The 23,226-nt window shown below is 72.0% G+C and carries 23 protein-coding genes and 1 pseudogene; 14 read left to right on the forward strand and 10 right to left on the reverse strand.

Translation table 11 applies throughout. From position 1 onward, the window contains the following. Nucleotides 1–426: 426 nt before the first annotated feature. The 3 genes from OG753_RS39665 to OG753_RS39675 all read left to right on the forward strand — a co-directional run bounded on the left by OG753_RS39665 (nt 427) and on the right by OG753_RS39675 (nt 3,465). Nucleotides 427–1,674: a helix-turn-helix transcriptional regulator gene (locus OG753_RS39665; protein ID WP_327260173.1), complete on the forward strand. Its 1,248-nt coding sequence runs from the start codon at nt 427–429 to the stop codon at nt 1,672–1,674. A gap of 67 nt (nt 1,675–1,741) precedes the next feature. After that, the gene (locus tag OG753_RS39670; RefSeq protein WP_405786671.1) at nt 1,742–2,704 is read left to right on the forward strand and encodes an SRPBCC family protein; all 963 of its coding nucleotides are present in this window, start codon (nt 1,742–1,744) and stop codon (nt 2,702–2,704) included. Nucleotides 2,705–2,724: 20 nt separating this feature from the next. Further along, nucleotides 2,725–3,465: a 4'-phosphopantetheinyl transferase family protein gene (locus OG753_RS39675; RefSeq protein WP_405786670.1), complete on the forward strand. Its 741-nt coding sequence runs from the start codon at nt 2,725–2,727 to the stop codon at nt 3,463–3,465. Between the two features lie 31 nt (nt 3,466–3,496). Here the strand turns inward: OG753_RS39675 and OG753_RS39680 are convergent, their stop codons facing one another. Beyond that, complete coding sequence (locus tag OG753_RS39680; RefSeq protein WP_327260170.1) at nt 3,497–4,318, reverse strand: AfsR/SARP family transcriptional regulator; 822 nt, start codon at nt 4,316–4,318, stop codon at nt 3,497–3,499. A gap of 139 nt (nt 4,319–4,457) precedes the next feature. Then, nucleotides 4,458–4,628, reverse strand: a complete 171-nt coding sequence (locus tag OG753_RS39685; RefSeq protein ID WP_405786669.1) for a hypothetical protein — start codon at nt 4,626–4,628, stop codon at nt 4,458–4,460. Between the two features lie 405 nt (nt 4,629–5,033). On the opposite strand from OG753_RS39685, the pseudogene OG753_RS39690 reads away from it, so the two are divergent. From OG753_RS39690 to OG753_RS39705, 4 genes and pseudogenes are all read left to right on the forward strand, one after another. Beyond that, nucleotides 5,034–6,011: pseudogene (locus OG753_RS39690) on the forward strand (aminotransferase class V-fold PLP-dependent enzyme); the annotation flags it as partial. 255 nt (nt 6,012–6,266) lie between these two features. Continuing rightward, a complete protein-coding gene (locus OG753_RS39695) occupies nt 6,267–7,841 on the forward strand; it encodes an acyl-CoA carboxylase subunit beta (RefSeq protein ID WP_327260167.1) in 1,575 nt (524 codons plus the stop codon). Continuing rightward, nucleotides 7,838–8,077 carry an acyl-CoA carboxylase epsilon subunit gene (locus OG753_RS39700; RefSeq protein ID WP_327260166.1) on the forward strand — a complete coding sequence of 80 codons (240 nt, stop codon included), beginning with the start codon at nt 7,838–7,840 and terminating at the stop codon, nt 8,075–8,077. Before OG753_RS39695 ends, OG753_RS39700 begins: the two co-directional genes overlap by 4 nt. Nucleotides 8,078–8,182: 105 nt before the next feature. After that, nucleotides 8,183–8,989 carry an SDR family NAD(P)-dependent oxidoreductase gene (locus OG753_RS39705; RefSeq protein ID WP_327260165.1) on the forward strand — a complete coding sequence of 269 codons (807 nt, stop codon included), beginning with the start codon at nt 8,183–8,185 and terminating at the stop codon, nt 8,987–8,989. A 95-nt stretch (nt 8,990–9,084) separates the two neighbouring features. Here the strand turns inward: OG753_RS39705 and OG753_RS39710 are convergent, their stop codons facing one another. Then, nucleotides 9,085–10,077, reverse strand: coding sequence for an AMP-binding protein (locus OG753_RS39710; RefSeq protein WP_327260164.1), 993 nt, complete (start codon nt 10,075–10,077; stop codon nt 9,085–9,087). A gap of 311 nt (nt 10,078–10,388) precedes the next feature. Between OG753_RS39710 and OG753_RS39715 the strand changes: the two genes are divergently transcribed. The 4 genes from OG753_RS39715 (at nt 10,389) to OG753_RS39730 (ending at nt 13,582) form a co-directional block, all read left to right on the forward strand. Further along, nucleotides 10,389–11,216 carry an NAD(P)H-binding protein gene (locus OG753_RS39715; RefSeq protein ID WP_327260163.1) on the forward strand — a complete coding sequence of 276 codons (828 nt, stop codon included), beginning with the start codon at nt 10,389–10,391 and terminating at the stop codon, nt 11,214–11,216. Nucleotides 11,217–11,322: 106 nt separating this feature from the next. Continuing rightward, entirely contained in the window at nt 11,323–11,958 is a 636-nt protein-coding gene (locus OG753_RS39720; protein WP_327260162.1) for a hemerythrin domain-containing protein, read from the forward strand. Next, nucleotides 11,955–12,458, forward strand: coding sequence for an anthrone oxygenase family protein (locus tag OG753_RS39725; protein ID WP_327260161.1), 504 nt, complete (start codon nt 11,955–11,957; stop codon nt 12,456–12,458). Before OG753_RS39720 ends, OG753_RS39725 begins: the two co-directional genes overlap by 4 nt. A 119-nt stretch (nt 12,459–12,577) precedes the next feature. Further along, nucleotides 12,578–13,582: an AraC family transcriptional regulator gene (locus tag OG753_RS39730; protein ID WP_405786664.1), complete on the forward strand. Its 1,005-nt coding sequence runs from the start codon at nt 12,578–12,580 to the stop codon at nt 13,580–13,582. 69 nt (nt 13,583–13,651) lie between these two features. On the opposite strand, the gene OG753_RS39735 is transcribed toward OG753_RS39730, so the two are convergent. The 7 genes from OG753_RS39735 to OG753_RS39765 all read right to left on the reverse strand — a co-directional run bounded on the left by OG753_RS39735 (nt 13,652) and on the right by OG753_RS39765 (nt 20,930). Next, nucleotides 13,652–14,734 (reverse strand): protein kinase family protein, encoded by a 1,083-nt coding sequence (locus OG753_RS39735; RefSeq protein ID WP_405786662.1) that lies wholly within the window; start codon nt 14,732–14,734, stop codon nt 13,652–13,654. Between the two features lie 57 nt (nt 14,735–14,791). After that, entirely contained in the window at nt 14,792–15,511 is a 720-nt protein-coding gene (locus tag OG753_RS39740) for a 4'-phosphopantetheinyl transferase (protein ID WP_405786660.1), read from the reverse strand. After that, entirely contained in the window at nt 15,508–16,347 is an 840-nt protein-coding gene (locus OG753_RS39745; RefSeq protein WP_405786659.1) for an alpha/beta fold hydrolase, read from the reverse strand. Before OG753_RS39745 ends, OG753_RS39740 begins: the two co-directional genes overlap by 4 nt. Beyond that, nucleotides 16,344–16,817 carry an SRPBCC family protein gene (locus tag OG753_RS39750; RefSeq protein WP_327260156.1) on the reverse strand — a complete coding sequence of 158 codons (474 nt, stop codon included), beginning with the start codon at nt 16,815–16,817 and terminating at the stop codon, nt 16,344–16,346. Before OG753_RS39750 ends, OG753_RS39745 begins: the two co-directional genes overlap by 4 nt. 103 nt (nt 16,818–16,920) lie before the next feature. Then, a complete protein-coding gene (locus OG753_RS39755; RefSeq protein ID WP_327260155.1) occupies nt 16,921–18,447 on the reverse strand; it encodes an FAD-binding protein in 1,527 nt (508 codons plus the stop codon). Between the two features lie 13 nt (nt 18,448–18,460). Continuing rightward, a complete protein-coding gene (locus OG753_RS39760) occupies nt 18,461–20,023 on the reverse strand; it encodes a flavin-containing monooxygenase (protein ID WP_405786657.1) in 1,563 nt (520 codons plus the stop codon). Between the two features lie 10 nt (nt 20,024–20,033). Next, on the reverse strand, nt 20,034–20,930 hold the full coding sequence (locus tag OG753_RS39765; RefSeq protein ID WP_327260153.1) for a class I SAM-dependent methyltransferase: 897 nt from the start codon (nt 20,928–20,930) through the stop codon (nt 20,034–20,036). A gap of 206 nt (nt 20,931–21,136) precedes the next feature. On the opposite strand from OG753_RS39765, the gene OG753_RS39770 reads away from it, so the two are divergent. Genes OG753_RS39770 through OG753_RS39780 form a run of 3 tightly spaced genes read left to right on the forward strand, consistent with a single transcriptional unit; the run spans nt 21,137 to nt 23,138 of the window. Further along, nucleotides 21,137–21,391 carry a hypothetical protein gene (locus tag OG753_RS39770; protein ID WP_030390264.1) on the forward strand — a complete coding sequence of 85 codons (255 nt, stop codon included), beginning with the start codon at nt 21,137–21,139 and terminating at the stop codon, nt 21,389–21,391. Between the two features lie 11 nt (nt 21,392–21,402). Continuing rightward, nucleotides 21,403–22,389 carry a ketoacyl-ACP synthase III gene (locus tag OG753_RS39775; RefSeq protein WP_327260152.1) on the forward strand — a complete coding sequence of 329 codons (987 nt, stop codon included), beginning with the start codon at nt 21,403–21,405 and terminating at the stop codon, nt 22,387–22,389. After that, nucleotides 22,386–23,138 carry an SDR family NAD(P)-dependent oxidoreductase gene (locus OG753_RS39780; RefSeq protein ID WP_327260151.1) on the forward strand — a complete coding sequence of 251 codons (753 nt, stop codon included), beginning with the start codon at nt 22,386–22,388 and terminating at the stop codon, nt 23,136–23,138. Before OG753_RS39775 ends, OG753_RS39780 begins: the two co-directional genes overlap by 4 nt. Nucleotides 23,139–23,226 lie beyond the last annotated feature (88 nt).

Raw genomic sequence — 23,226 nt, forward strand, 5'->3', positions numbered from 1 at the left:
GCGCCGCCGCTGCCGGGGCGCCGCCCCGGACCCCGCACATCAAGCGCCGGCGGGGCTGAAACCGGTGCGGGCCGGCGTCCTGCGCCCTGCGCCTCACGTGCCGGCGGGGGCTTGATTCGGGGTGGCCCGGTGGGCGGGTCAGTGGTTCGGCCAGCCGATGTCGTCGTCCGGCTGGTCGTCCTGGGCCGTACCGGCGACCGATGGCCTCATCGTCGACTCCAAGGCGCTGCATACGGGAGGAACAGGGCGCCGGCCGGTGCGACGGCCGGATTCTGGAGAGTCTGCCTCGGCGGGGTCGAGGACCGCTCGAGGACCGCATGAGACGGGCCCGGAAACGGTGGCAAAGGTTTGCCCGGCCGTTGCCGCCGACCCTACGCTCGGTGCCGGTTCCCGACAGATTCCTTGCCCGCGACCCCAAGGATGCCCATGCTGCGACAGCCCGCGTTCGGACACCGCCTCAGGAAGCTCCGGCTGGCCCAGGGCCTGTCGCAGACGGCGCTGGCGGGCGAGGGCATGTCCACCGGCTACCTCTCCCGCCTGGAGTCCGGGGCCCGCCAGCCCACCGACCGCGCCGTGGGCTACCTGGCCGGCCGCCTCGGCCTGCAGGCAGCCGACTTCGAGGAGCCGGCGACCGGCTCCCTGGCCCACGCCCTCACCCTCGCCGCGTCCACCGGCGCCCCCGACGCCGTCGTGGCCCTGCGCCAGGCCCTGGCCGCCGAGGGCCACGAGAGCCCGGTCCTGCGCTGGCAGGCGCTGTGGCTCCTCGCCGGCGCCGCCCGCGTCCAGGGCGACCACACCACCGAACGCGAGCGCCTGACCCAGCTCGTCGCACTCGGCGACGACGTGGGCGTCAGCGAACTGCGCGTACGCGGCCTGACCCGCCTCGCCCGCTGCCTGCGCTCCGTCGGCGAGATCACCCCGGCCGTGGACGCGGCCGTCGAGGCCCACCGCATCGCCCTGCACGAGGAACTCGGCGTCGAGGACCGGGCCGCCGCCCTGCTGGCGCTCGTCTCCGTACAGGCCGAGGCGGGCCGCACCGGGGAGGCCCGCCTCCACGCCGACGAACTGACCGCCCTCGTCGAGGGCCGCTCCGACGCCCTGTGGGCCGAGGCCATGTGGACCGCCGCCGCCATCCGCATGCACCAAGGCGACTACTTCGGCGCGCAGGCCTGCCTGGACGACGCCCTCGACCGGTTCAGCAGCCAGGAGGACCTGATCCTGTGGATCCGGCTGCGCCTGGCCGCCGGCCGCCTGCACCTGCAGAAGATGCCCGCCGACCCCGCCCGGGCACAGCACCGCGCCCAGGAGGCCGAAGCCGCCCTCGCCCTGGTCGGCACCCCCGCCCTGCGGCAAGACCTGACCGCCCTCAAGGCCGACCTCGCCTTCGCCACCGGCCGTTACGACGACGCGCGCGCCCTGCTCGGCGAACTGGCCGCCGACCGGCCCAGGATGACCTACCGCGGCCAGGTCCGGCAGGAGATCCTGCGCCACCAGCTGATGATCCTCGACGGCGACCCGGCCGGCGTCCCGGGCCTGCGCGCCCTGGCCCAGCAGGCCCAGGAGGACGCCAACATCGACCTCGCCGCCGAGATCTGGCGGGTGCTGGCCGACGCACTGACCCAGACCGGCCGCACCGGCCCGCCCGCCACGGCGGCCCCGCCCGCCCGGGGTTGAGGAAGCCTCGAGTCCCCTGCGGCAGGCTGGGCGCACCCGCCGCACACGATCAGGGGAGGTGCCCGCCATGCCCGCGCAGCGCGTGCACACCATCGAGCGGACGGCGCGGATCGCCGCCCCCGCCGGCGTGGTCCACGGACTGCTCGCCGACGCCGCGCGCTGGCCCCTCCTGCTGCCCGCACCCGTCCACGTCGAGCGCATCGACTTCGACGGCGTCCGCGAACGGCTGCGCCTGTGGGACGTGGACGGCGACCGGATCCGCTCCCACCACCTGCACCGCGTGCTGCACCCGCACGCACGGACCGTCGAGTTCGAGCAGGAGGACACCGCCCGCCCCGGCGCCCCCACCACCGGCACCTGGACGGTCCAGGAGAGGGGCACCGCACACTCCCTGGTGACACTGCGCCGCCACCGCACCCTGGACGCCGCGCCCGCCGCCGCCACCGCACACAGCCGCCGGGAGTGGGAGAGCGAACCGGACCTGCAGCTCGCCCACCTCACGGCGGTCGCCGAACGCTGGGAACACCTGGACCGGCTGCTGCTGTCCTTCGAGGACAGCGCGCACATCGACGGCCCCGCCGAGCTGGTCTACGACTTCCTCCACCGCATCCAGGACTGGCCCGAGCGCCTCCCGCACGTGGAGTCGGCCGAGGTGAGCGAGGACGTCCCCGGCGTGCAGCTGGCCGCCCTGGACACCTGCGCCACCCCCGACGGCCGCACCCGCTCCACCCGCGTGGTGCGCCTGTGCTTCCCCTCGGCCGCACGGATCGTCTTCAAGGAACTGCGGACGCCCGAGCCCCTCGCCGCACACACCGGCGAATGGTCCCTGGTCCCCGAAGGGAACGGCGTACGGGTCGTCTGCGCCCAGCAGGTGATGCTCCGCGAGGACGCCACCGGAGCGGGCCCGGGCGACGACGCCGGCCTCGCCGAGGCCCGCCGGCACGTCCGGACCTGGCTGGGGCAGGCCGCCGCCGAGACCCTGCGCCTGGCCGGCTGGCAGGCACGGACCGCCGTGCGCCGGCTGCGATGACCAACGGAAGGCGACCGCCGATGGCACCCACCCGGCACACCCACCCGGCCCACCCGGCCCACCCGGCGGACGGGCCGGACAGGCCGGACGGGGCTTTCGGAGCGCCGCTGTACCTCCAGGGCCCGGAGGGCCCCTGGGACGAGGCGGGGGACCGGATCGAGGACACGGGCCACGCGCTCGTCTGCACCACCTGGGGCCAGTGGCTGGCCGCCGTGCTCCTCGACCCGGCCCTGCGCCCGCTGCTCGGCGACGACTGGCCGCGGTTCCGGCAGACACCGGCCGCGGCCGGGCGGCTGCGGCTCGCCGTCTCGCGCTTCGTCATGACGTACGCCGCGGCCACCGCCCTGGAGGTGCCCGTCCACACGGTGGAACTGGACCACGGTGCGGACGGCCGCCCCGCAGTGCGGGCGCCCCGTGCCGGGGTGGAGATCGCGCTGGCGCACTGCGGCGAGCTGATCGTGGTCGGCGTCAGCCGCACCGGGCCGCTCGGCGTGCACGCGGAGCCCGCCGACCGCGACGTCCGCACCCTGGCGCCGCCCGCCCGGCCGTGGACCCCGCAGGAACGGTCCGTCCTCGACGCGCTCCCCGAGGACGGACGCCGGGAGCGGCTGCTGCGGCTGTGGACCCTGCAGGAGGCCCGCGCCCGGGCGCTCGGCCCCGGGGCGGCGCAGGGGGCACCGGCGGCGGGGGAGTGGAGTGCGGCCACCCACCTCGTCCAGGACCGCTACCTGGTCGGCGAGGCGCACCTGCTGCGCCCCTGACCGCCCCCGGCCGGTGACGGCGAAGCCGCCCTCAGGCGGCGAACAGGTCGAACGTCGAGGTGTGCCGCGGTCCGGCGAGCACATCGAGCTGCGGGTCGACGGCCAGCATGGCCTGGTGCAGGCGCTGCAGCTGCGGTGACGGCTCCACGCCCAGGTCCTCGATCAGGCGGCCGCGCAGCCGGCGGTACACGTCCAGGGCCGTGGCCTGGCGGCCCGACCGGTACAGGGCGACCATGACCTGCGAGTGCAGCCCCTCGTGCTGGGGATGACGTGCCGTCAGGTCCGTTAATTCGGCGATCAGTTCGGCGTGCCGGCCCAGCCGCAGGTCGGCGTCGATGCGCCGCTCCACGGTGACCAGGCGGCTCTCCTCCAGGCGCAGCACCTCGATGTCGAGGATCGGCCCGACCCGTACGTCGACCAGCGCCGGCCCCCGCCACAGGTCCAGCGCGGCCCGCAGGCGGTCGGCGGACACCCGGTCGTCACCCGACTCGAAGGCGCTCTGGCCCTCGCGGGCGAGGCGTTCGTAGTCGTGCACGTCGACGCTCTCCTCGGGCACCTGGAGCAGGTACCCGCCGTGCCGGGTGGCCAGTACGTCCTTGGCGCCGCCCGGGGCTCCGGGGCCCATCGCCGTGCCCAGCCGGCGGCGCAGCTGGAGTATGTACGTCTGCAGGGTGGTCAGCGCGCTCTGCGGCGGCTGGGTCCCCCAGATCTCTTCCATGAGCGTGGGAACGGGTATCACGCGTCCGGGATACAGCGCGAGAAGGGAAAGCACCTGTCTCGGCTTTCCCGCGGTCGGAACAATGGATCCCCCGTTGACCTCGGCACTCAACGGACCCAGAACCTGAATCCTCACGGTCTCCCCTCCGTACTCCTCAAGCTCCCCCGGCACATTTCTGCCACCGGTGGCGGAGGAACTGCCCCCGTGCCGCGCACGCTAGCCGCGGTGGATGTTCTCCATCTCTTTCCTCCACCCAACTTCGAGCCGTCTTCGGTTACGGCCAGTCGATGCGGGCCGGGGCCGGGGCGGATCCCGGGGCGGTGGCCGAGGACGGCGCGACGGGCCAGTCGATGGGCCCGCCGTCGGCCTGGGCCGCGCCGCCCGCGGTGAGCACGGCGGCGGTGGCGAGAGCGGCGGTGGCGACGAGGCGGGCGAGGTTCTTCATGGTGACTCCTCCGTGGCAACTGTTTGTTCTTTCCTGGCAACTCTTCTGCCAAGAAGCTTGGCCGCACCCGCTCGGGATTCGCTCGTCAATCACTCGAGACGAACTGGAGAACCCCATCAGAACCCCCATGACCTGCAAAGGAATTGACGCGGAAAGAGCCTGGCAAGACATTGCCACGCGTTGCCAAGGGATCTGGAACTCGAGTTTCGCCGGAGCCGCCGCAATCCGGCGTTGCCAAAACTGCCGGCCGCTGGGCAATGTATTGCCAAGTCCATTGGCAATGCCTGGTACATGAGGGCCGTGCACATCCCGCGGCCCCGACAGCGGGGGGAGGCCCCTGAAATGAACGCGCCGACGCACCACGGGGAACGAACGGCCCACCTGGACACCGCGGGCACCGGCCGGATGCCGGACGCCGTACGCACCGTCCTCGCCCGCTGCACGGCCCTCGACGACCGCCTCGGGACCGCCGCACTGCAGGAGAGCCTCGGCGACGTCCTGCACACCCGCATCCACGAACGCCTCGGCGCCCTGCTGTCCGTACCCGCCGCCGACACCATCCTGGCGACCGGCGCGGCGCAGGCCTTCGAGGCCTACCTCCACGGCATCACCCCCGGCCCGGGCGACCGGATCTGGACCACCCCCCACGAGGGCGTGGCCAACCTGACCGCCCTGCACGCCCTGCGCGACCGCACCCGCTGCCGCCTGGAGGTCGTCCCGCTGCGCCCCGACGGGGACCTCGACCTGGACTGGATGCGCACCCACCTCGACGAGGACGTCGCCCTCGTCTCCGCCGTCCACCTCTCCCCGGCCTGCGGAACCGTCAACCCCGTCCACGACATCGGCCGCCTCCTCGCCCCCCACCGCGCCCGCTACACCGTCGACGCCTCCCACTCCGCCGGCCGGCTCCCCGTCGACGCCGCCCGCATCGGCTGCCACCTGCTCACCGCCGACGGCTGGCGGTTCCTGCGCGGCCCCCACACCACCGGATTCGCCTACATCGCCCCCACCCCGCACCTGGCCCCGGACGCTGCCCCGTACCGGGCGGCCGCCCCCGAGCCGGCCGCCGTCGCCGCCCTGGACGCCGCCCTCGCCCACCACACCGCCACCGCCCGCCCCCCGCACGAGGACCTCCTGCCCCTCCTGCGCGCCGCCGTCCGGCACACCCCCGGCATGGAACTCCTCGCCGGCGGACAGGAGCAGGCCGCCATCCTCGCCTTCCGGCACGCCCAGATCCCCGCCGCGGCCATCCGCCGGGGCCTGGCCCGCCGTGGAGTCGTCCTGGCCAAGACCGTCGCACACGAAACCCCCCTGCACCCGGCCGGCCGCGTCACGGCCCCCGCACTGCGCGCATCCCTCCACCACGACAACACCGCACAGGACATCGACCGCTTCCGGCAGGCCCTCGCAGAGGTCCTGCTGGAGGAGCGGGGCGCCGCCGCCCACCCCGCCCGCCCCGCCCGCGGCGCACTCGCCGCCGCGGGAGCCGCCACCACCCCCCTCGGCCCGGCCGGCCGGGCCGGGCCGGAGGCTCCGGCGCGCCGTCCCCGTACCGCGCACGACCGGTCCGCCGCCGCGGCCACCTCACGCTGCACCGGGCGACCTGAGACCCGCCATCTTCAGACCTGGAGGAGCCACATGAGCATCAGCCAAGCGCCACCCCTGCAGGCCCCCGACCGCGCCGCGGAACTGGCCGCCATCAAGGCCGGCGCCGCGGCCGGCCCCGACGAACGGGCCACCGAACGCCAGCACGCCAAAGGCAAACTGACCGCCCGCGAACGGATCGGCCTGCTGCTCGACGAGGGCTCCTTCCACGAGATCGAGGCCCTCAGACGGCACCGCGCCACCGGCTTCGGCCTGGAGACCAAGAAGCCCTACACCGACGGCGTGGTCACCGGCTGGGGAACCGTGGACGGCCGCACCGTCTTCGTCTTCGCCCACGACTTCCGCATCTTCGGCGGCGCCCTCGGCGAGGCCCACGCCGAAAAGATCCACAAGGTGATGGACCTGGCCCTCGCCGCCGGCGCACCCCTGGTCTCCCTCAACGACGGCGCCGGCGCCCGCATCCAGGAAGGCGTCTCGGCCCTGGCCGGCTACGGCGGCATCTTCCAGCGCAACACCCGCGCCTCGGGCGTCATCCCGCAGATCAGCGTGATGCTCGGCCCCTGCGCCGGCGGCGCCGCCTACTCACCCGCCCTGACCGACTTCGTGTTCATGGTCCGCAACACCTCACAGATGTTCATCACCGGCCCCGACGTGGTCCGCGCCGTCACCGGCGAGGAGATCACCCAGAACGGCCTCGGCGGCGCCGACGTCCACGCCGCCGTCTCCGGAGTCGCCGCCTTCGCCTACGAGGACGAACCCACCTGCCTGGAGGACGTACGCCACCTCCTGTCCCTGCTGCCCGCCAACAACCGCGAGACCCCGCCCCGCGAGGACACCGGCGACCCGGCCGGCCGCCGCACCGACGCCCTGTCGGCCATCGTCCCCGCCAACCCCCAGCAGGCCTACGACATCCGCAAGGTCATCGAGGAAGTCGTCGACGACGGCGAACACTTCGAGATCCAGCCCGCCTGGGCCACCAACGTCGTGTGCGCCCTCGCCCGCATGGACGGCCACGTCACCGGCTTCGTCGCCAACCAGCCCGCCAGCCTCGCCGGCGTCCTCGACATCCACGCCAGCGAAAAAGCGGCCCGCTTCGTCCAGTTCTGCGACGCCTTCAACATCCCCCTGGTCACCCTCGTCGACGTCCCCGGCTTCCTGCCCGGCGTGGACCAGGAACACGGCGGCATCATCCGCCACGGCGCCAAACTCCTCTACGCCTACTGCAACGCCACCGTCCCGCGGATCTCCCTCGTCCTGCGCAAGGCCTACGGCGGCGCGTACATCGTCATGGACTCCCGCTCCATCGGAGCCGACCTCGCACTGGCCTGGCCCACCAACGAGATCGCCGTCATGGGCGCCGAAGGCGCGGCCAACGTCATCTTCCGCCGCGAGATCGCCGCCGCGGCCGACCCCGACGCGATGCGCGCACAGAAGATCAAGGAATACACCACCGAACTCATGCACCCCTACTACGCCGCCGAACGCGGACTCGTCGACGACGTCATCGACCCCGGCGAGACCCGCACCGTACTCACCGGCGCCCTCGCCATGCTCCGCCCCAAGTACGCCGACCTGCCGTCGCGCAAGCACGGCAACCCGCCCGTATGACCGCCCCGGAAACCCCCGCCGCACCCGCCGCGGCGGGCACCCCGGACGCGCCGCACACCTGGCGCATCCGCCGCGGGAACCCCGACCAGGACGAGACCGCCGCCGTCCTCACCGTCCTGACCGCCCTCCTCCTGCACCGCGCCGCACCCGCCCCGCCACCGCCGCGCACCACCGCCGCCGGCTGGGACCGCCCGCCCCCCGGCCGCCACCACCGCACCGGCAGCTGGCGGCACTGACGGCCCGCCCGCCACCCCTGAGCCGGCCTCCATCCCCCTTCCGCCGCGCCACGAGTTCCCTGCGCCATCCTGCACCCAGCAGAGACGGGCGACGGAGGGACGAGCATGACGGTGAAGGCGATGGACAAGGCCCCCGAGCGGCCCGTGGCCCTGGTCACCGGGGCCACCGGCGGCATCGGACTGGCCGTCGCCCGCGACCTGGGCGCCCGCGGACACCGGGTGTTCCTCTGCGCCCGCACCGAGACCAAGGTCAAGGAGACCGTCACCGACCTCCAGGCCGAAGGACTCACCGTCCAGGGCGCGGCCGCCGACGTGACCGACCGCACCGCCGTCGAGAACCTCGTCGCCGCGGCCGTGGCCGCGTACGGCGCGCCCGTCAGCATCCTGGTCAACAACGCGGGCCGCAGCGGCGGCGGCGCCACCGCCGGCATCACCGACGAACTGTGGCACGACGTCATCGCCACCAACCTCAACAGCGTCTTCCTGCTCACCCGCGAGGTCCTCAACCGCGGCGGACTCGGCGCCGAACCCTGGGGCCGCATCATCAACATCGCCTCCACCGCGGGCAAGCAGGGAGTACTCCTCGGCGCCCCCTACTCGGCCTCCAAACACGCCGTCGTCGGCTTTACCAAGGCCCTCGGCAAGGAACTCGCCCCCACCGGCACCACCGTCAACGCGGTCTGCCCCGGCTACGTGGAGACACCCATGGCCGCCCGCGTGCGCAGCGGCTACGCACAGGTGTGGGACACCACCGAGGACTACGTCCAGGAGCAGCTCGAATCCAAGATCCCCCTCGGCCGCTACTCCACCCCCCAGGAAGTGGCCGGCCTCGTCGGCTACCTCACCACCGACCTCGCCGCCTCCATCACCGCCCAGGCTCTCAACGTGTGCGGCGGACTGGGCAACTACTGACCCCGCCCCGCCGCCCCCCGGGGCGGGGACACACACAGCGCGAGGGCCCCGGACATCACCCGTCCGGGGCCCTCACGCCTGCCCGTACCGCCTGCTCACAGCATCGACGGCGACCCCGAAACGTCCCACGTCAGCGCCTGCGGGGCGATCCCCGCGGAACGCCAGCGCGCCACCACCGCACCGTCCACCGGCTCGTCCGACAGCAGCACGTGCCGCAGCGACGGCAGACCGCCCCCGCGCACCACCGCGCCCAGCCGCGCGAACGCCGACGGCAGCTGCGTCACCACCGTCACCCGCTCCTTCGCCAGCAGCCGGGCGAAAGCACGCGCATCGCACGCCGTGTCCCGGTCCACGACCACCGCACGGCCCCCCGACAGCAGCGGACCCCACAGCTCCCGCATGCCCACATCCAGGCTCAGGGAGTGGAAGAACGTCCACACGTCGTCCAGACCCGCACCCAGCACCGGGACACAGCCGTCCACCCACGACAGCACCTCCCTGTGGGACACCGGACGCACCGCCACCGCCCGCCCCGGGTCACCGCCCGCGGGCAGCGCCCAGAACGCCGTCCCCGCCGGCACCTCACGGCGTCCCGCCACCTGCGGCCGGACCGCGACGACGAACCGGCCCACCTTGACCACCGGGATCTCCCCGTGCAGCAGACCCGCGTCCGAGACGACCACCTCGGCCCCCGCGTCACGCATCAGGAACTCCTGCAGACCCGCACCGTGCCCGGGCTCCAGCGGCAGCACCGACGCCCCCGTCCGCAGCACGCCGACCACCGCGCCCGCCGTCCTGCACGAACGCTCCGCACGGACGGCCACGGCCGAGCCCGGGCCCGCCCGCCCCGACAGGCGCCGCGCGATGTCGTCGGCCAGCCACTCCAGTTCCAGATAGGTCACCTCCGCCTCCGCGTCCCGGGCCGCGACCCGGCCGGGATGACGGGCGGCCAGGGAAGCGAAACGGACGTCGATACGGTCCCGGCGCCAGGGCCGCCCGCCGGACGGGTCGAGCCCGATCCGTCCGAACAGACCCGCCAGTTCGGCGGACAACCGGTCGAGCTCCGGATGATCCGGAATGGCATTCATGCGGCCTCCCAGCGGCGGGGTCGTAACTCCACCGACGATGCTGCCGGGGCGCACATGAGAACCGCTCAAGCCCCCGCCGCGGACCACCCCTCGGGGGCCGCTCAAGACCCCCTCGAAGAAGGGTCCATGAAGGGTCGAGGACCACTCGGGACACCCTGGCCCACCCCCCGGGAGCATGCCTACGATTCTCCAGCTCATGCCGAAGCCACCAGCTCACCGCCGCGCTCCGAGCCACCACTCGTAGACGCACGCATATGGAACTGAGCTTTGTGGCTATGGCCCGTCTCGCGAGACTGGACTTGACTGTACTCATGACTCAGAACGCGCAGAACACGCAGATCACCCTCGTCATCGGCGGTCACGGCAAGACCGGCCGACGTGTCGCCGAGAAGCTTTCCGCCCAGGGCCGCCAGGTCCGCATCGGCTCCCGCTCCGGGCAGCCCGCCTTCGACTGGCACGAGCCCGCCACCTGGGCACCCGCCCTGGAAGGCGTCGACCGGGTATACGTGACCTACTACCCCGACCTCGCCTTCCCCGGCGCCGCCGAACAGGTCGCCGAATTCTCCAAGGCCGCCGTCGCCGCCGGCGCACGCCGCCTGGTGCTCCTGTCCGGCCGCGGCGAGGAGGCGGCCGAGGTCAGCGAGAACAACCTCAAGGCCTCCGGCGCCGACTGGACGATCGTCCGCTCCAGCTGGTTCAACCAGAACTTCAACGAGAGCTTCTTCCTGGAGCCCGTCCTGGCCGGCGAGATCGCCCTGCCCACCGGCGACGCCGTCGAGGCCTTCGTCGACGCCGACGACATCGCCGACGTCGTCGTCGCCGCACTGACCGACGACAAGCACATCGGCAAGACCTACGAACTGTCCGGCCCCCGCCTCCTCAGCTACAGCGACGTCGCCGCCGAACTGACCAAGGCCACCGGCCGCGACATCAAGTACATCTCCGTCACCAACGAGGAGTACCGCGCCGTCCTGCGCGAGAACAACCTCCCCGAGGAGTTCGCCGACCTCTTCACCATGATCCTCGACGGCCGCAACGCCCACCTGGTGCACGGCGTCGAAGAAGCCCTGGGCCGCAAGCCCAAGGACTTCGCCGACTTCGCCCGCGAGGCCGCGGCCACCGGAGTCTGGAACGTCTGACCCGCGCCCGGCCCGCTTCCACCAACCGCACCATCCCTTTCGCTCCTTGACCGGGCGGCGACTCTGGTACGGCCGCCGCCCGGTACTCGGGGCACAGGAGGTTCCCATGCCCACGCCCCGGACGTACTCCAGCGAAAACGGACTCGAAGCGCTCCCCCCGTACTTCCACGGATTCGCCCTGATGCACATCGCGATGCGACGCGACGCAGCCCGCCTGCGCACCGCCGCCCCCCGATGGAACGGCGCCGGAGCCGACTGGTGGCAGCACCTGCGCGAAACCATCGAATGGCACCACACCAGCGAGGACGACGTCCTGTGGCCCGGACTGCGCCGCCGCGACAGCGACTTCGACGCCCAGGCCCGTGAACTCCACGACGACCACGAGGAACTGGACGCCGCCATGGCCGCCGTGTCCACCGCCATCGCCCACCGCGGCGACAACCTCCCCCGCGCGGCACAGACCTTCGAAGGCATCCTGCGCGACCACCTCCGCGACGAGGAACGCATCGTCTTCCCCGTCTTCGAACGGCTCGGCGAACGCGCCTACCTCGCCGAGGAACGCAAAGTCGTCGCCAGCGCCCCCCTGCGCGTGATGACCCGCCTCCAGCCGTGGATGTTCGACGGAGCCCCCCGCCGGTCGGTCGCCCACGTCTCCGCCACCATCCCGCCACCGGTCCGCCTGATCGGTGCCACGCTCCTGCAGCGCCGCTACACCCGCACCCTGAAGGGAATCCTGAAGTGACCGGCACGACCACACAATCCGTGACCCTGGTGGCCGCCACGGTGGGCACCGGCCTGATGGCCGGCCTCTACTTCGCCTTCGACATCTCGGTGATGCCCGGCCTCGGCCGCGGCGACGACCAGACCTACGTCACCGCCATGCGCAACATCAACGACGCCATCGACAACGGCCTCTTCGGCCTCCTCTTCCTCGGCGCGTTCCTGGCGACCGGCGTCGCCGCCACCCAGCAGCAGCGCGGCGGCCGCCCCGACGCCGCCCGCTGGGGCTGGGCCGCCTTCGCCCTGTACGGCCTCTCCCTCGCCGTCACCGCGATCGTGAACATCCCCCTCAACAACCAGCTCGCCCGGGCCGGCACCGACGCCGCCGCCGCCCGCTCCCGCTTCGGCGGCCGCTGGACCTCCGGGAACATCGTCCGCACCGTCGCCTGCACCGCCGCCCTGGCCGCCCTGGGCCGCGCACTGACCCTGCACGGCCGCGCCTCGGCCGCACCGACCCCGTAAAACCGCCCTCCCCGGCCCGGCCAAGGGCCACCCCCCACCCCGCGAACGGCGCCCGCTCTCTTTCCGTCCCCCGCGGGAGAGCGGGCGCTTCGCTGCACCCTCCGAGAGAGGATGAAGACATGGACACGCTGACCGGCCTCCTCGAAGGCCCCAAAGCCCGCGGGGCCTTCCTCCTCAAGTCCGTCTTCAACCCGCCCTGGTCACTGCGCGTCGAGGACCGGGCCCCCCTCTCCGTCGTCACCATGGTGCACGGCACAGCCTGGCTCGTCCCCGACCACGCCGACCCCGTCCTGATCCGCCCCGGAGACGTGGCCGTCGTACGGGGCCCCGACCCCTACACCGTCGCCGACACCCCCGGCACCCCCGTCCAGATCACCGTCGGCCCCGAACAGCGCTGCAGCACCCAGGAGGGCGAGGACGTCACCGACACCATGGCCCTGGGCGTGCGCACCTGGGGCGACACCTTCCAGGACGCCGGCTCCTCGGTCATGCTCAGCGGCACCTACCAGGCACCCAGCGAAATCGGCCGCCGGCTGCTCAGCGCCCTGCCCACCCTCCTGGTCCGCCCCGCCGAAGCCGCCGACAACACCCTGGTCACCCTGCTCACCTCGGAGATCTCCAAGGACGAACCCGGCCAGGAGATCGTCCTGGACCGGCTCCTGGACCTGCTGCTCATCGGAGTCCTGCGCACCTGGCTGGCAGCACCCGGCAGCGGCGCCCCCGCCTGGTACCGCGCCCAGAGCGACCCCGTCGTCGGCCCCGCCCTGCGCCTGCTCCACGAAAACCCGGTCCACGGCTGGACCGTCGGGGAACTCGCCCTGAAGGTCGGCGTCTCCCGGGCCGCCCTGGCCCGCCGCTTCACCGACGTCGTCGGCGAACCCCCGGTCGCCTACCTGACCGGCTGGCGCCTGGCACTCGCCGCCGACCTGCTGCGCGAACCGGACGCCACCGTCACCACCGTCGCCCGCCGCGTCGGCTACAGCTCGGCCTTCGCCCTGTCGGCAGCCTTCAAACGGGTACGGGGCATCAGCCCCCAGGAATTCCGCAACGGCGCGACCCCGTCCACCGCACCCCGCACCGCCCAACCCGCCCGCACCGTCGTCCTGCCCACCGACCGGGGCTGACCCCGCGCGGCGGCCAAGTCCGCCGCGGGGGAGGGCCCGAACGGTCACACAGTGGGGGGAGAGACCACCTCAGCCGCCTGCCGCGTCCCGCACGCCGCCCGCCTGCCGCTCGATCTCCGCGGCCGGGAACGGCGTCCGCCTGCTCTCGGTGAGCAGACGGCGGAAGAAGGAGTCCACGACAAGGGTGGAGCGTGCGTGCCGGTCGATGACATCCGTGACCTCAAGCGGGATGCCGCCGGGCCGCCGGCCCGCTGTCCAGTCGCGCAGGAACACCTCGCGACCCGTCTCACCGCGCACGCCGTCGAGCACGTGGTGTCGCAGCAGGTGGCTCGCGGTGTAGCAGCGGTCGAACGCCAGGTGGTCCGAGAGGAACCCGGACTCCTCCGCGGAAAGGTCGAAACAGTCGCTCAGGGCAAGCCCGAAGTCGGCGAAGTAGAGCCGGCGGCCATCGGTCAGGATGTTGGCGAAGTGAGCATCGAAGTGGACAAGTCCGCGAGAACTCATGAAGGCGGCCCCGCCCGTCAGAGCTTCCTCCACCCAGCGCAGGGGCGAGCCCTCCCCGCCCTCCCGCACGGCGCTCTCCCGCTCGGCCAGCCATCCGGCGAGCGTGTACGGCACGTGCTCCAGGAAGACCACCAGGCTGCACGAGGACCGGCCGATGGCCTCCAGCCGGCCACGAACGGCCGGCGACCCCTCCCAGTGCGCGACAGCCCCCTCCAGGCCCCCGAAGGCGTCGGTGAATCCTTCGGGAGGGGAGTCGGGCAGAACCCGCCAGTGGTACATCAGAGGAAATCCCGCGTACGCGTCGCCGAGTACCCAGTTCGTGGTCATCGTGTGCACGGCGAGCTCCCGCCAGGCACCGAACCCCGCCGAGCCCACCCCGTACTGGTAGAACAACGGCAGCCGGAAGACGTTCGCCGTCGACCGCACGTTCTCCGGCCGCAGTTCGATGTCCGTCAAAGGGATCCGCTTGACGAAGACACGCGTTCCGTCGACGTCCAGCTCGGCCGACCTGCCGCCGATGCCCGACCCGAGCGCAGTGGCACCTGCCACAGCCTCACCGAGCCGGTGGTCGCTCAGCAGGGAGAGCCCGGTGCTGACGGCCCCGTAACCCGCCAGGCGCGCGGCGCGGCGCCGGTCATGGTCCCGCATCGACGTCTCCTCGGTGCCCGGACCAGGGCTTCGGCAATCCCGCGTACGCCGCCGACCCTACGCCGTACCGGCCGGCGCGGGCCCGCGAGCAGGACCGCAAGGACCGGCCGGGGCCGGCCGCACGGCGCCCGCGTGTTCCACACGGGTCACCGCCGTCAGGACCAGGCCCCGCCCGGCCAGCCAGCGGCCCTCGTACACCGGGTCCACCGGCGACGGCACCGGCGGGCGCAGGGTGGCCGTGAACGTGCCCGCGGGGGAGAGGGCCACCGAGGCGTCACGGAAACCCAGCCAGATCCCCGTCGCCGGATACCAGGCCTTGTACACGGCCTCCTTCGCCGAGAAGAAGATCCGCTCCCACGGCAGCGAGGCATCCGCTGCGGCAAGGCCCGCCAGATGGGCGCGCTCCGCACCGCAGGCGATCAGCCCGAGGACCCCCGGCGGCAGCGGCCCCGCCGGCTCCGCGTCGATACCCAGGGCCGCCACCGACGAGGCCGGGGCGGCCACCGCCGCACGGTACCCCTCGCAGTGGGTGATGCTGCCGACCACACCGGACGGCCACTGCGGGGCCCCGCCCGGGCCCGGGAGCAGGGCCACCGGCCGCCGCCCCAGCTCGCTCAGGCAGTGCCGCGCACAGGCCCGCGCCGTCGCGAACTGCCGGCGCCGCCGCTCCCGGCGCCCCGCCATCAAAGCCGCCTCGGCAGGGAACAGCACAGCGGGCGCCGCGTCGTCGAAGGCTTCCGATGACGTGACGCCCGGAGGCAGGAGTTCCTCGATCATCGCGAGGCGAGCTCCATCGCCGCGGCCACCGCCAGCAACGGCCGCTCCAGCGGCAGCATGTGGCCCGCGTCCGGGACCCGTTCGAAGCGGGCACCGGGGATCACCTCCGCGAGGACCTCGGCCAGCGCGATGTCGATCACCTTGTCGCCCTCGCCGTGCAGGACCACCGCCGGCACCGTGACCGACCGCAGCGCCTCGCGGACGTCCCAGCCGCGCGTGCACCGGAAGAACTCCGCCCGCACCCGGGGCGCGGCTGCCGCGAACAGCTGCCGGTTCACGTCCCGCACCACCGGGTCCACCTCCTTGCCCATGGTGGAACCCAGCAGCTTGCGGCCCAGCCACGGACGGCCGAGCGCCCTGGAGAACACGGCACTGCCCATCATCTTCACCTCGCTGTCCGGGGTGTCCTGGCCGTGCGCCGCCGTGCCCAGCAGCACCAGCCCGCGCAGCCGGCCCGCCGACGGCGAGGTCGCCGCGTAGCCGAGGGCGGCGAACCCGCCGCCCGAATGACCGACGACCACCGCCTCCCGCGCGTCCGTCTCACCGAGGACCGCCGCCAGGTCCGCACTCAGCCGCTCCACCGAGACCGGGGTACGGCCCAGCGTCGAGGCGCCGTGACCGCGCTGGTCGTACAGCACCACCCGGTGCCCGGCCCGGATCAGCCGGTCCGCGACCGTGCCCCACACCCGCCGGGTGTGCGCCCAGCCGTGCACCAGGACCACGTCCGCGGCCGCCGGCGTGCCCGCCAGCGGCGCCAGCACCGTCACCTCCAGCGCGGCCCCGTCGTCGGTGCGGACCGTCAGCTCACGGGTGAGCCCCGCTGCCGCCGTGCTCACCGCGGCACCGCCGACAGCTGCCGGTCCAGGGACTCGAACGCCGCCAGCGTGCCCCTGGAATGCTCCGCACCCAGGTCCGCGACCTTGGCCAGCACCTTCAGCCAGCCGTGCGGGCTGCCGGTGAAATGCATGGAGATACGGGTACGGCCGTCCGCCAGCGGCTCCACACGGAACGTGCTGGGACCCCGGAACACCCCGTCCACGTACTCGATGTCCAGGCGCCGGCCCGGCTCCACCGCCACCGTCCGCGAGGTGAAGCGCAGCTTCAGCCCGCCCTTGTCGGCGCCCTTGGTGTGCACCGTCACGCCCACCATGCCGCCGACCTCGTCGGGGGCACCGGACACCGCCGTGAACGTATTGGCCGGCACCCACCACTTGCGGGCCCCGCGGAACTCCGCGACGAGCGCCTCCCACACGGCATCCGCCGGGGCGTCGATCACCGCCTCGTCGATCAGGTCGTACGTCGTCATACCGAACCCTCCAGTGGATACGGGAAAGAAAAGAGGCGGGGGGGGCGGGGTCCCTCTCCCCGCCCCCGCCGCCGGGACTCCACGACCGGTCAGGCCCCCGCTGTCAGGCGAAGAAGCCCTGCCCGGGAGTGAAGATGTTGTTCGGGTCGAACTTGTTCTTCGCGTTCACGAAACCGGTCCACCGGTTGCCGAAGTGCTTCTTCCAGTCGGCACCCGACATCGGGATCGACCCCACCAGATAGCGCTTCGCGCCCAGGCCCACCGCGATGTCGTACAGACGGCGGTTCTGGTCGATCATTCCCTGGATGTTGGGCTCACCCGGGTTGGGGAACCGCAGCAGGTCGAAGAGGTAGACCACCGACTCGTTCGGCATCATCGCCAGCGGACGCTTGATCTTCGAGGAGAAGAACGGGTAGAAGAGCAGGAACCCGCCGCCCAGCGAGTTCGCATCCAGCTCCTGCTCCACGAGCTTCATGAACTGCTTCGTCTTCGACGCCGGCAGGAACATGCTCAGCCACGGCTTGGGCGTGTACCAGTGGCCGCCCTCCTTCAGGTACGCCTCGTACGCGTCGAGCCGGAACATGTAGTCCCGGAACGTCACGTCCTCGATGACCGCCTCCGCCCGCACGTCCTGCAGGTCGCACAGCAGCCGGGCCCGGTTCGGCGGCGTCGTGTTGTACGTCGCCCCGACCTCCAGCTTGTAACGCCAGCCCGAGTTGTCCGGGGTCCGCTGCATCTCGCCCGCGTGGACCTCGAACCGGCCGTCGGCCAGCACCCGCTCGGAGTCGGTCAGGTACTGCTCCACCGTGTTGTAGTACAGGCTGAAGATGACGGCCCGCTTCGGCGCCGGGATCAGCTTGACCTTGACCCGCACGATGATGCCGACCTGGCCGCCGCCCGACAGCGCCGCGTTGAACAGCTCCGTGCGCTGCGTCGCCGTCGCGGTGACCAGCTTGCCGTCACCCGTGACGATGTCGATGGACTGCACGGTGTCGCACAGCAGGCCGTACCGCTGCACCGTGCCGCCGATACCGCCGATGCTGATCGTCCCGCCGACCGAGATGTACAGGTAGTCCGGCAGCGCCGGCGGGGTCTTGCCCACCGCGAGCGTCGCGTCCGTCAGCTGACCCCACGTCACACCGGCTTCGACCACCGCGTGGTCGCTGCCGATCGACAGGATCCTCGACATGCCCTTGGCGTCGATGGAGATACCGCCCGGAACACGCGCCTGCCCGTACACCGAGTGCGACTCGATGTCGTCGCCGGTGCCGCCCTGACCGTTGACGGCGACCTTGATGCCGTTGGCACGGGCGTAGTTGACGATCTTGACGATGTCGTCCACGCCGCCCGGCCGCAGCACGGCCCACGGCTTGCTCGGGGCGCCGTCGAAGAGATGACCGAAGTCGTTGGCGAAGGCGTCGACCACACCGGGCGTCGTCTCCAGGGTGCCGACCAGGCCCGGCACCGGGACGACGTCGGAGTTCCCGGCCGCCTCGGCGGCCGTCGCCCAGGTCTGGCTCACGGCATTCCAGCCGACGACCGCGACGGCAGTGGTCGCGATCCCGCCCAGGATCCGGCGGCGGGACGGCTGGGCGGCGGTGCCCTCGGCAGTTCTGTGGGTGCTGCTCATCTTCGTACGTCTCCTACTGGTGAGGTACCGGCTTGGTGCTGCGTACCTGGGAAGCGAGCTGGTACTCGCTCAGGTCGAGGCGCTTGGTGCCCCGGCGGAAGCGCCAGGTGTACGTCGGGAAGATCGAGGTGTTGCGGCCGGCGGAGTCGAGGTACCAGCTCTTGCAGCCGCCCGACATCCAGACCGTGCCCTCCAGGTGCTTGTCGAGCTTCCGGTTGTAGGCGTCCTGCGCCTCCCGGCGGACCTCGATGCTCGACAGACCGCGCTCGGCAGCCTGCCGCAGGGAGTCCACGACGTACTGGACCTGCGCCTCGATCATCACGGTCTGCGAGGAGTGGCCCAGGGCCGTGTTCGGGCCCAGCAGCATGAACAGGTTCGGGAAGCCCGCGATGGTGGTACCGCGGTGCGCGGCCATCCCGTCCTTCCACGCCTCACGCAGCTGCACACCGTCCCGGCCCCAGATCCGGCGCGCGACCGGCCGGTCGGTGGCCTGGAAACCGGTGCCCAGGATGATGGTGTCGACCTCGCGCTCGACGCCGTCCGTGCCCACGATCGACTTCGCACGGACCTCGGCGATGCCGTCGGTGACGACCTCCACGTTCGGCTGCTGGATCGCCGGGTACCACGTGTTGGAGAACAGCAGCCGCTTGCAGGCCACCAGATAGTCGGGGGTCAGCCGCTTGCGCAGCGCCTCGTCCGCCACCGACTTCTCCAGGTGGTCGCTCGCCATCTTCTGGACCTTCTCGGCGAGCTTGGGGCGCTTCCAGAAGAACGCGAGGATCTCCCGGCCCCACATGTTGAAGCCCCGCCGGAACTGCTGGTAGCCGGGCAGCGAACGCAGCATCGTGGTGTGCAGCGGGCTGTTGGCCTTGTCGGGCTTGGGGCCGATCCACGCCGGGGTGCGCTGGTACAGGTCCAGCTGCCCGACCTCGGGCTGGATCTTCGGGACGAACTGGATCGCCGAGGCGCCCGTGCCGATGACGGCGACGCGCCGGCCCGCCAGCTCGTGGTCGTGGTCCCAGTTCGAGGAGTGGAAGACCTTGCCCTCGAACTCGGCAAGGCCCTTGATGTCCGGCACGGCCGCCTCACTGAGGTAGCCCGTGCCGGTCACCAGGAACTGCGCGGTGTACTGGCCCTGCGAGGTCTCGATCCTCCAGTGCCGCTCGCCCTCGTCCCAGCGGGCGGCCTGAAGCTCGTGCCCGAACCGGATGTGCGGGCGCACGCCGAAACGGTCGGCCGTATCGCGCAGATACGCGAACAGCTCGTCCCGCGAGGCGAACGTCGACTTCCAGTTCGGGTTCCGGGCGAAGGAGAACGAGTAGAGGTGGGACATGACGTCGCACGCACACCCCGGATAGCTGTTGTCGCGCCAGGTGCCGCCGACCTCGTCGGCCCGCTCGAACACCAGGAAGTCGTCGATGCCCGACTGCAGCAGCCGGACGGCGGTGCCCAGACCCGAGAACCCGGTGCCGATGACCGCGACCCGCAGGTGCCGGGTCGGGCCGTGGCCGCCGGGACGCTTCTCGGTGCCCGTACGTGCCCCGCCGTCCTTGGCCGGTTCGAGAATGCTCGTCACGTCAACCTCCTTAACGGCGCGTGATGGTGACGCGGAAGTTGTTGAAGAACTTGTCCTCGAGGGTGTACGCGAAGATGTCGAGGTAGCGCTCGAACCGCGAGACGACCTCCTCGCCCTCCATGGCCACGGCCTCGTCCCGGCGCTCGGCCAGCAGGACCAGCCAGGCACGGCAGGCCATCGCGAACGACTCGCGCTCGTTGACGATCTCGTCGATCTCGAAGAGACCCTCCGCCGCGGCGCTCAGCTCGCTCAGGTGCGGGATGTGGCAGCCCTCGAACTCCGAGCGCTGCAGGAACTTCAGGTCGTCCAGGAGCGCCCGGTTCATCGGCAGCGCCTCGGCGGTCATGGTGTGCAGCACGAACTTCGCACCCGGGTTCAGGGCGTTCGCGACCTGCTGGAAGAAGTACCGGTAGCGCTTCGTGCGCTCCTTCGGCGGCAGGTTGGAGGAGACGAAGTGCTCCAGCGCGTTGATGCAGAACGCCGCGTCGTACTTCTCGCTGTCGTCCGCGACCTTGTAGTCGGCCCAGCTCTGGACCAGCGTGGTGATCCGCGGGTTGTCCAGGCCGGCGATGAACGCCTCCTGCGTGCGCGACAGGGTCAGGCCGACGGCCTGCTCCGCACCGTGCACGGTGGTGAGGCGGTTGAGCATGGTGCCCCAGCCGCAGCCGATGTCCAGGACGCGCCCGGTACGGCCGGCGGAGACATTGGCGAGCTCGGCGAACTTGTCGAGCTTGCGCTCCTGCGCCTCGTCGAGGGTGGCGACCAGGTCCTCGCCGTCTTCCCAGTAGCCGCCGGAGTACATCATCGTGGGGCCCAGCAGCAGCCGGTAGAAATCGTTGCTGACCTCGTAGTGGTGCCTGATCGCATCGACCTCGGGGTCCACCGACTTGGGGGCGACCGTTGTCATCCTGATCCTCTTTCCTGCGTGTCCGGCGGGCCGTGAATTTCCGAATTCGCGTCGAGAAAACCGGATGCCCCGCAAGGCGTGCGCAAGACGGCCTCCGGACACAATCCGGCGCCGTGTTGCGCGTTCCTTGCGGGGGCGCGGCTTTCATCACTCTCGAAAACCAGACACGCACTGCCGAGTTGCATTGCCGAGAGAGGACCGACCCCATGTCGCTGCCCACCATCGAAGAACTGGCGAGCCAGCTCGAGGCCGTCTCGGGTGCCGCGGAGGTCAGCCCCGACGCCCCGCTCCAGCACATCGCGGACGTCGACTCGCTGGACCTGATGGAGTGGCTGTACGGCTTCCAGAACCAGTACCCGCACATTCCGGCCGACGAGTCGCTCTTCGCCGACCTCGACGACACGACCACCCTGCGTGACGTGTACGCGAAGATCGTCGATCTCGTCCCGGCTCAGGCGTAGCGAGGGGTGACGTGACCGGCTTCGACATCACCGGGTGGGGCATGTCCGTACCCGAACGCATCGTCACCAGCGCCGAACTCGCGACACGCTTCGGCGTCGACGAGCACTGGGTCGTCAGCCGCTGCGGCATCCGCGAGCGGCGGGCGGTCGACCCGGGGCAGACCACCGCCTCCCTGGCCGTCGAGGCCGGCCGGCGCGCGCTCGAGAAGGCGGGCCTGACCGGCGCGGACATCGCCCACCTCATCGTCGCGACGGCCACGCCCGAGCAGCCGTCCCCGGCGACCTCCGCGTTCGTCCACCACGAACTGGGGATCGCGGGCAGCGCGCACGACGTCAACTCCGAGTGCGCGGGCTTCGTCTACGGGCTCGTGTCCGCCATGGCGCTGATCGCCATCGACCCCCGGCCGATCCTGCTGATCGGCTCCGACACCCACACCCTGACGGCCAACCCGGCCGACCGGGACCTGTCCATCCTCGTCGGCGACGGCGCGGGCGCCGTCGTCCTCCAGCCGGGCCCCGAGAACCGGGTCAAGGCCTGGAACCTGGGCGCCGACGGGGCCTGCACCGGCTCCCTCAAGGTCCTCGCCGGCGGCAGCCGGATGCCCACCACCCAGGAGACCCTGGACGCGGGCCTGCACTACGCGCAGATCAACGGCAACGAGATCTACCTCAACGCCGTCCGCTACACCGTCCGCACGGTCCGCGAGACGCTGGAGAGCGCCAAGGTGGACGCCGCGGACATCGACCACGTCGTACCGCACCAGGCCAACATCCGGATCATCAACTCGATCCTGTCCCACACCGGCCTGCGGCAGGAGGCTTTGATCACCAACCTCCAGAAGTACGGGAACACCGCCTCGGCGTCGATCCCGATCGCACTGACCGAGGCCCTCGAGGAGGGCCGGATCAAATCCGGTGACAAGGTCCTGCTGGCCGGCTTCGGAGCAGGCATGACCTGGGGTTCGATCCTGATGGAGTGGGGCGGTGTCGCGGCATGAGCAAGAACGGTGCGGGCGTGAGGCCCGAGTCCCCGGTCGCGCTCGTGACCGGCGCCTCGGGCGGCCTCGGCCAGGCCCTGGCGCTGGAACTGGACGCGCTGGGCTGCCGGGTCGCGGTCCACTACAACAGCTCCCGCCAGGGCGCGGAGGCCGTCCGGGAGAAACTGACCAACCCCTCGGTCCTGGTCACCGGCGACGTCGGTTCGTGGGAGGCCACCCAGGCCCTCTACGAGCGGATATCGGCCGAACTCGGCCCGGTGGACGTACTCGTCAACAACGGGGCCATCCGCAAGGACAGCCTGATGGCGATGCAGAACCCGGCCGACTGGGCCCAGGTCATCCAGACCAACCTGATCGGCTCCTTCCACACCGCCCGCGTCTCGGTCCCGTACATGCTGCGCAAGCGGTGGGGCCGGGTCATCAACATCGTGTCCCCGTCGGGCATCATCGCCACGGCCGGCCAGACCGCCTACTCGGCCTCCAAGGCGGGACTGATCGGCTTCACCCGCACCCTCGCCGCCGAATGCGGCCGGCGCGGGGTGACGGTGAACGCACTGTCCCCCGGCTTCATGATCACCGGCATGACCAACACCCTGCCGGACCGGGTCATCGAAGGCATGGAGGACAAGGCCCCGATCCCGCGGTTCGTCACGGTCGAAGAAGTCGCCCGCAGCGCCGGCCTCTTCCTCGACCAGGACTGCATGACGGGCCAGGTCATCAGCATCGACAGCGGCGTCTCCATCACCTGATCCCCCCGCCGCTCCCCGGCCCCGGCCTCCCCACCCCCACAGGGAGGCCGGGGCTCCCGTCGTCCCCGCCGACCGGGCCCGGACCCAC

Source organism: Streptomyces sp. NBC_00029 (genome assembly GCF_045160505.1).
In the GTDB taxonomy this organism is placed as follows: domain Bacteria; phylum Actinomycetota; class Actinomycetes; order Streptomycetales; family Streptomycetaceae; genus Streptomyces.

What these genes read in the sequence shown, in the direction of transcription:
- OG753_RS39710 (WP_327260164.1), bottom strand. Translation starts at nt 10,077, where the DNA reads ATGAATGCCATTCCGGATCATCCGGAGCTCGACCGGTTGTCCGCCGAA.
- OG753_RS39770 (WP_030390264.1), top strand. Translation starts at nt 21,137, where the DNA reads ATGTCGCTGCCCACCATCGAAGAACTGGCGAGCCAGCTCGAGGCCGTC.
- OG753_RS39720 (WP_327260162.1), top strand. Translation starts at nt 11,323, where the DNA reads ATGCCCACGCCCCGGACGTACTCCAGCGAAAACGGACTCGAAGCGCTC.
- OG753_RS39675 (WP_405786670.1), top strand. Translation starts at nt 2,725, where the DNA reads ATGGCACCCACCCGGCACACCCACCCGGCCCACCCGGCCCACCCGGCG.
- OG753_RS39780 (WP_327260151.1), top strand. Translation starts at nt 22,386, where the DNA reads ATGAGCAAGAACGGTGCGGGCGTGAGGCCCGAGTCCCCGGTCGCGCTC.
- OG753_RS39750 (WP_327260156.1), bottom strand. Translation starts at nt 16,817, where the DNA reads ATGACGACGTACGACCTGATCGACGAGGCGGTGATCGACGCCCCGGCG.
- OG753_RS39700 (WP_327260166.1), top strand. Translation starts at nt 7,838, where the DNA reads ATGACCGCCCCGGAAACCCCCGCCGCACCCGCCGCGGCGGGCACCCCG.
- OG753_RS39665 (WP_327260173.1), top strand. Translation starts at nt 427, where the DNA reads ATGCTGCGACAGCCCGCGTTCGGACACCGCCTCAGGAAGCTCCGGCTG.
- OG753_RS39685 (WP_405786669.1), bottom strand. Translation starts at nt 4,628, where the DNA reads ATGAAGAACCTCGCCCGCCTCGTCGCCACCGCCGCTCTCGCCACCGCC.
- OG753_RS39670 (WP_405786671.1), top strand. Translation starts at nt 1,742, where the DNA reads ATGCCCGCGCAGCGCGTGCACACCATCGAGCGGACGGCGCGGATCGCC.
- OG753_RS39735 (WP_405786662.1), bottom strand. Translation starts at nt 14,734, where the DNA reads ATGCGGGACCATGACCGGCGCCGCGCCGCGCGCCTGGCGGGTTACGGG.
- OG753_RS39755 (WP_327260155.1), bottom strand. Translation starts at nt 18,447, where the DNA reads ATGAGCAGCACCCACAGAACTGCCGAGGGCACCGCCGCCCAGCCGTCC.
- OG753_RS39765 (WP_327260153.1), bottom strand. Translation starts at nt 20,930, where the DNA reads ATGACAACGGTCGCCCCCAAGTCGGTGGACCCCGAGGTCGATGCGATC.
- OG753_RS39740 (WP_405786660.1), bottom strand. Translation starts at nt 15,511, where the DNA reads ATGATCGAGGAACTCCTGCCTCCGGGCGTCACGTCATCGGAAGCCTTC.
- OG753_RS39730 (WP_405786664.1), top strand. Translation starts at nt 12,578, where the DNA reads ATGGACACGCTGACCGGCCTCCTCGAAGGCCCCAAAGCCCGCGGGGCC.
- OG753_RS39695 (WP_327260167.1), top strand. Translation starts at nt 6,267, where the DNA reads ATGAGCATCAGCCAAGCGCCACCCCTGCAGGCCCCCGACCGCGCCGCG.
- OG753_RS39705 (WP_327260165.1), top strand. Translation starts at nt 8,183, where the DNA reads ATGACGGTGAAGGCGATGGACAAGGCCCCCGAGCGGCCCGTGGCCCTG.
- OG753_RS39715 (WP_327260163.1), top strand. Translation starts at nt 10,389, where the DNA reads ATGACTCAGAACGCGCAGAACACGCAGATCACCCTCGTCATCGGCGGT.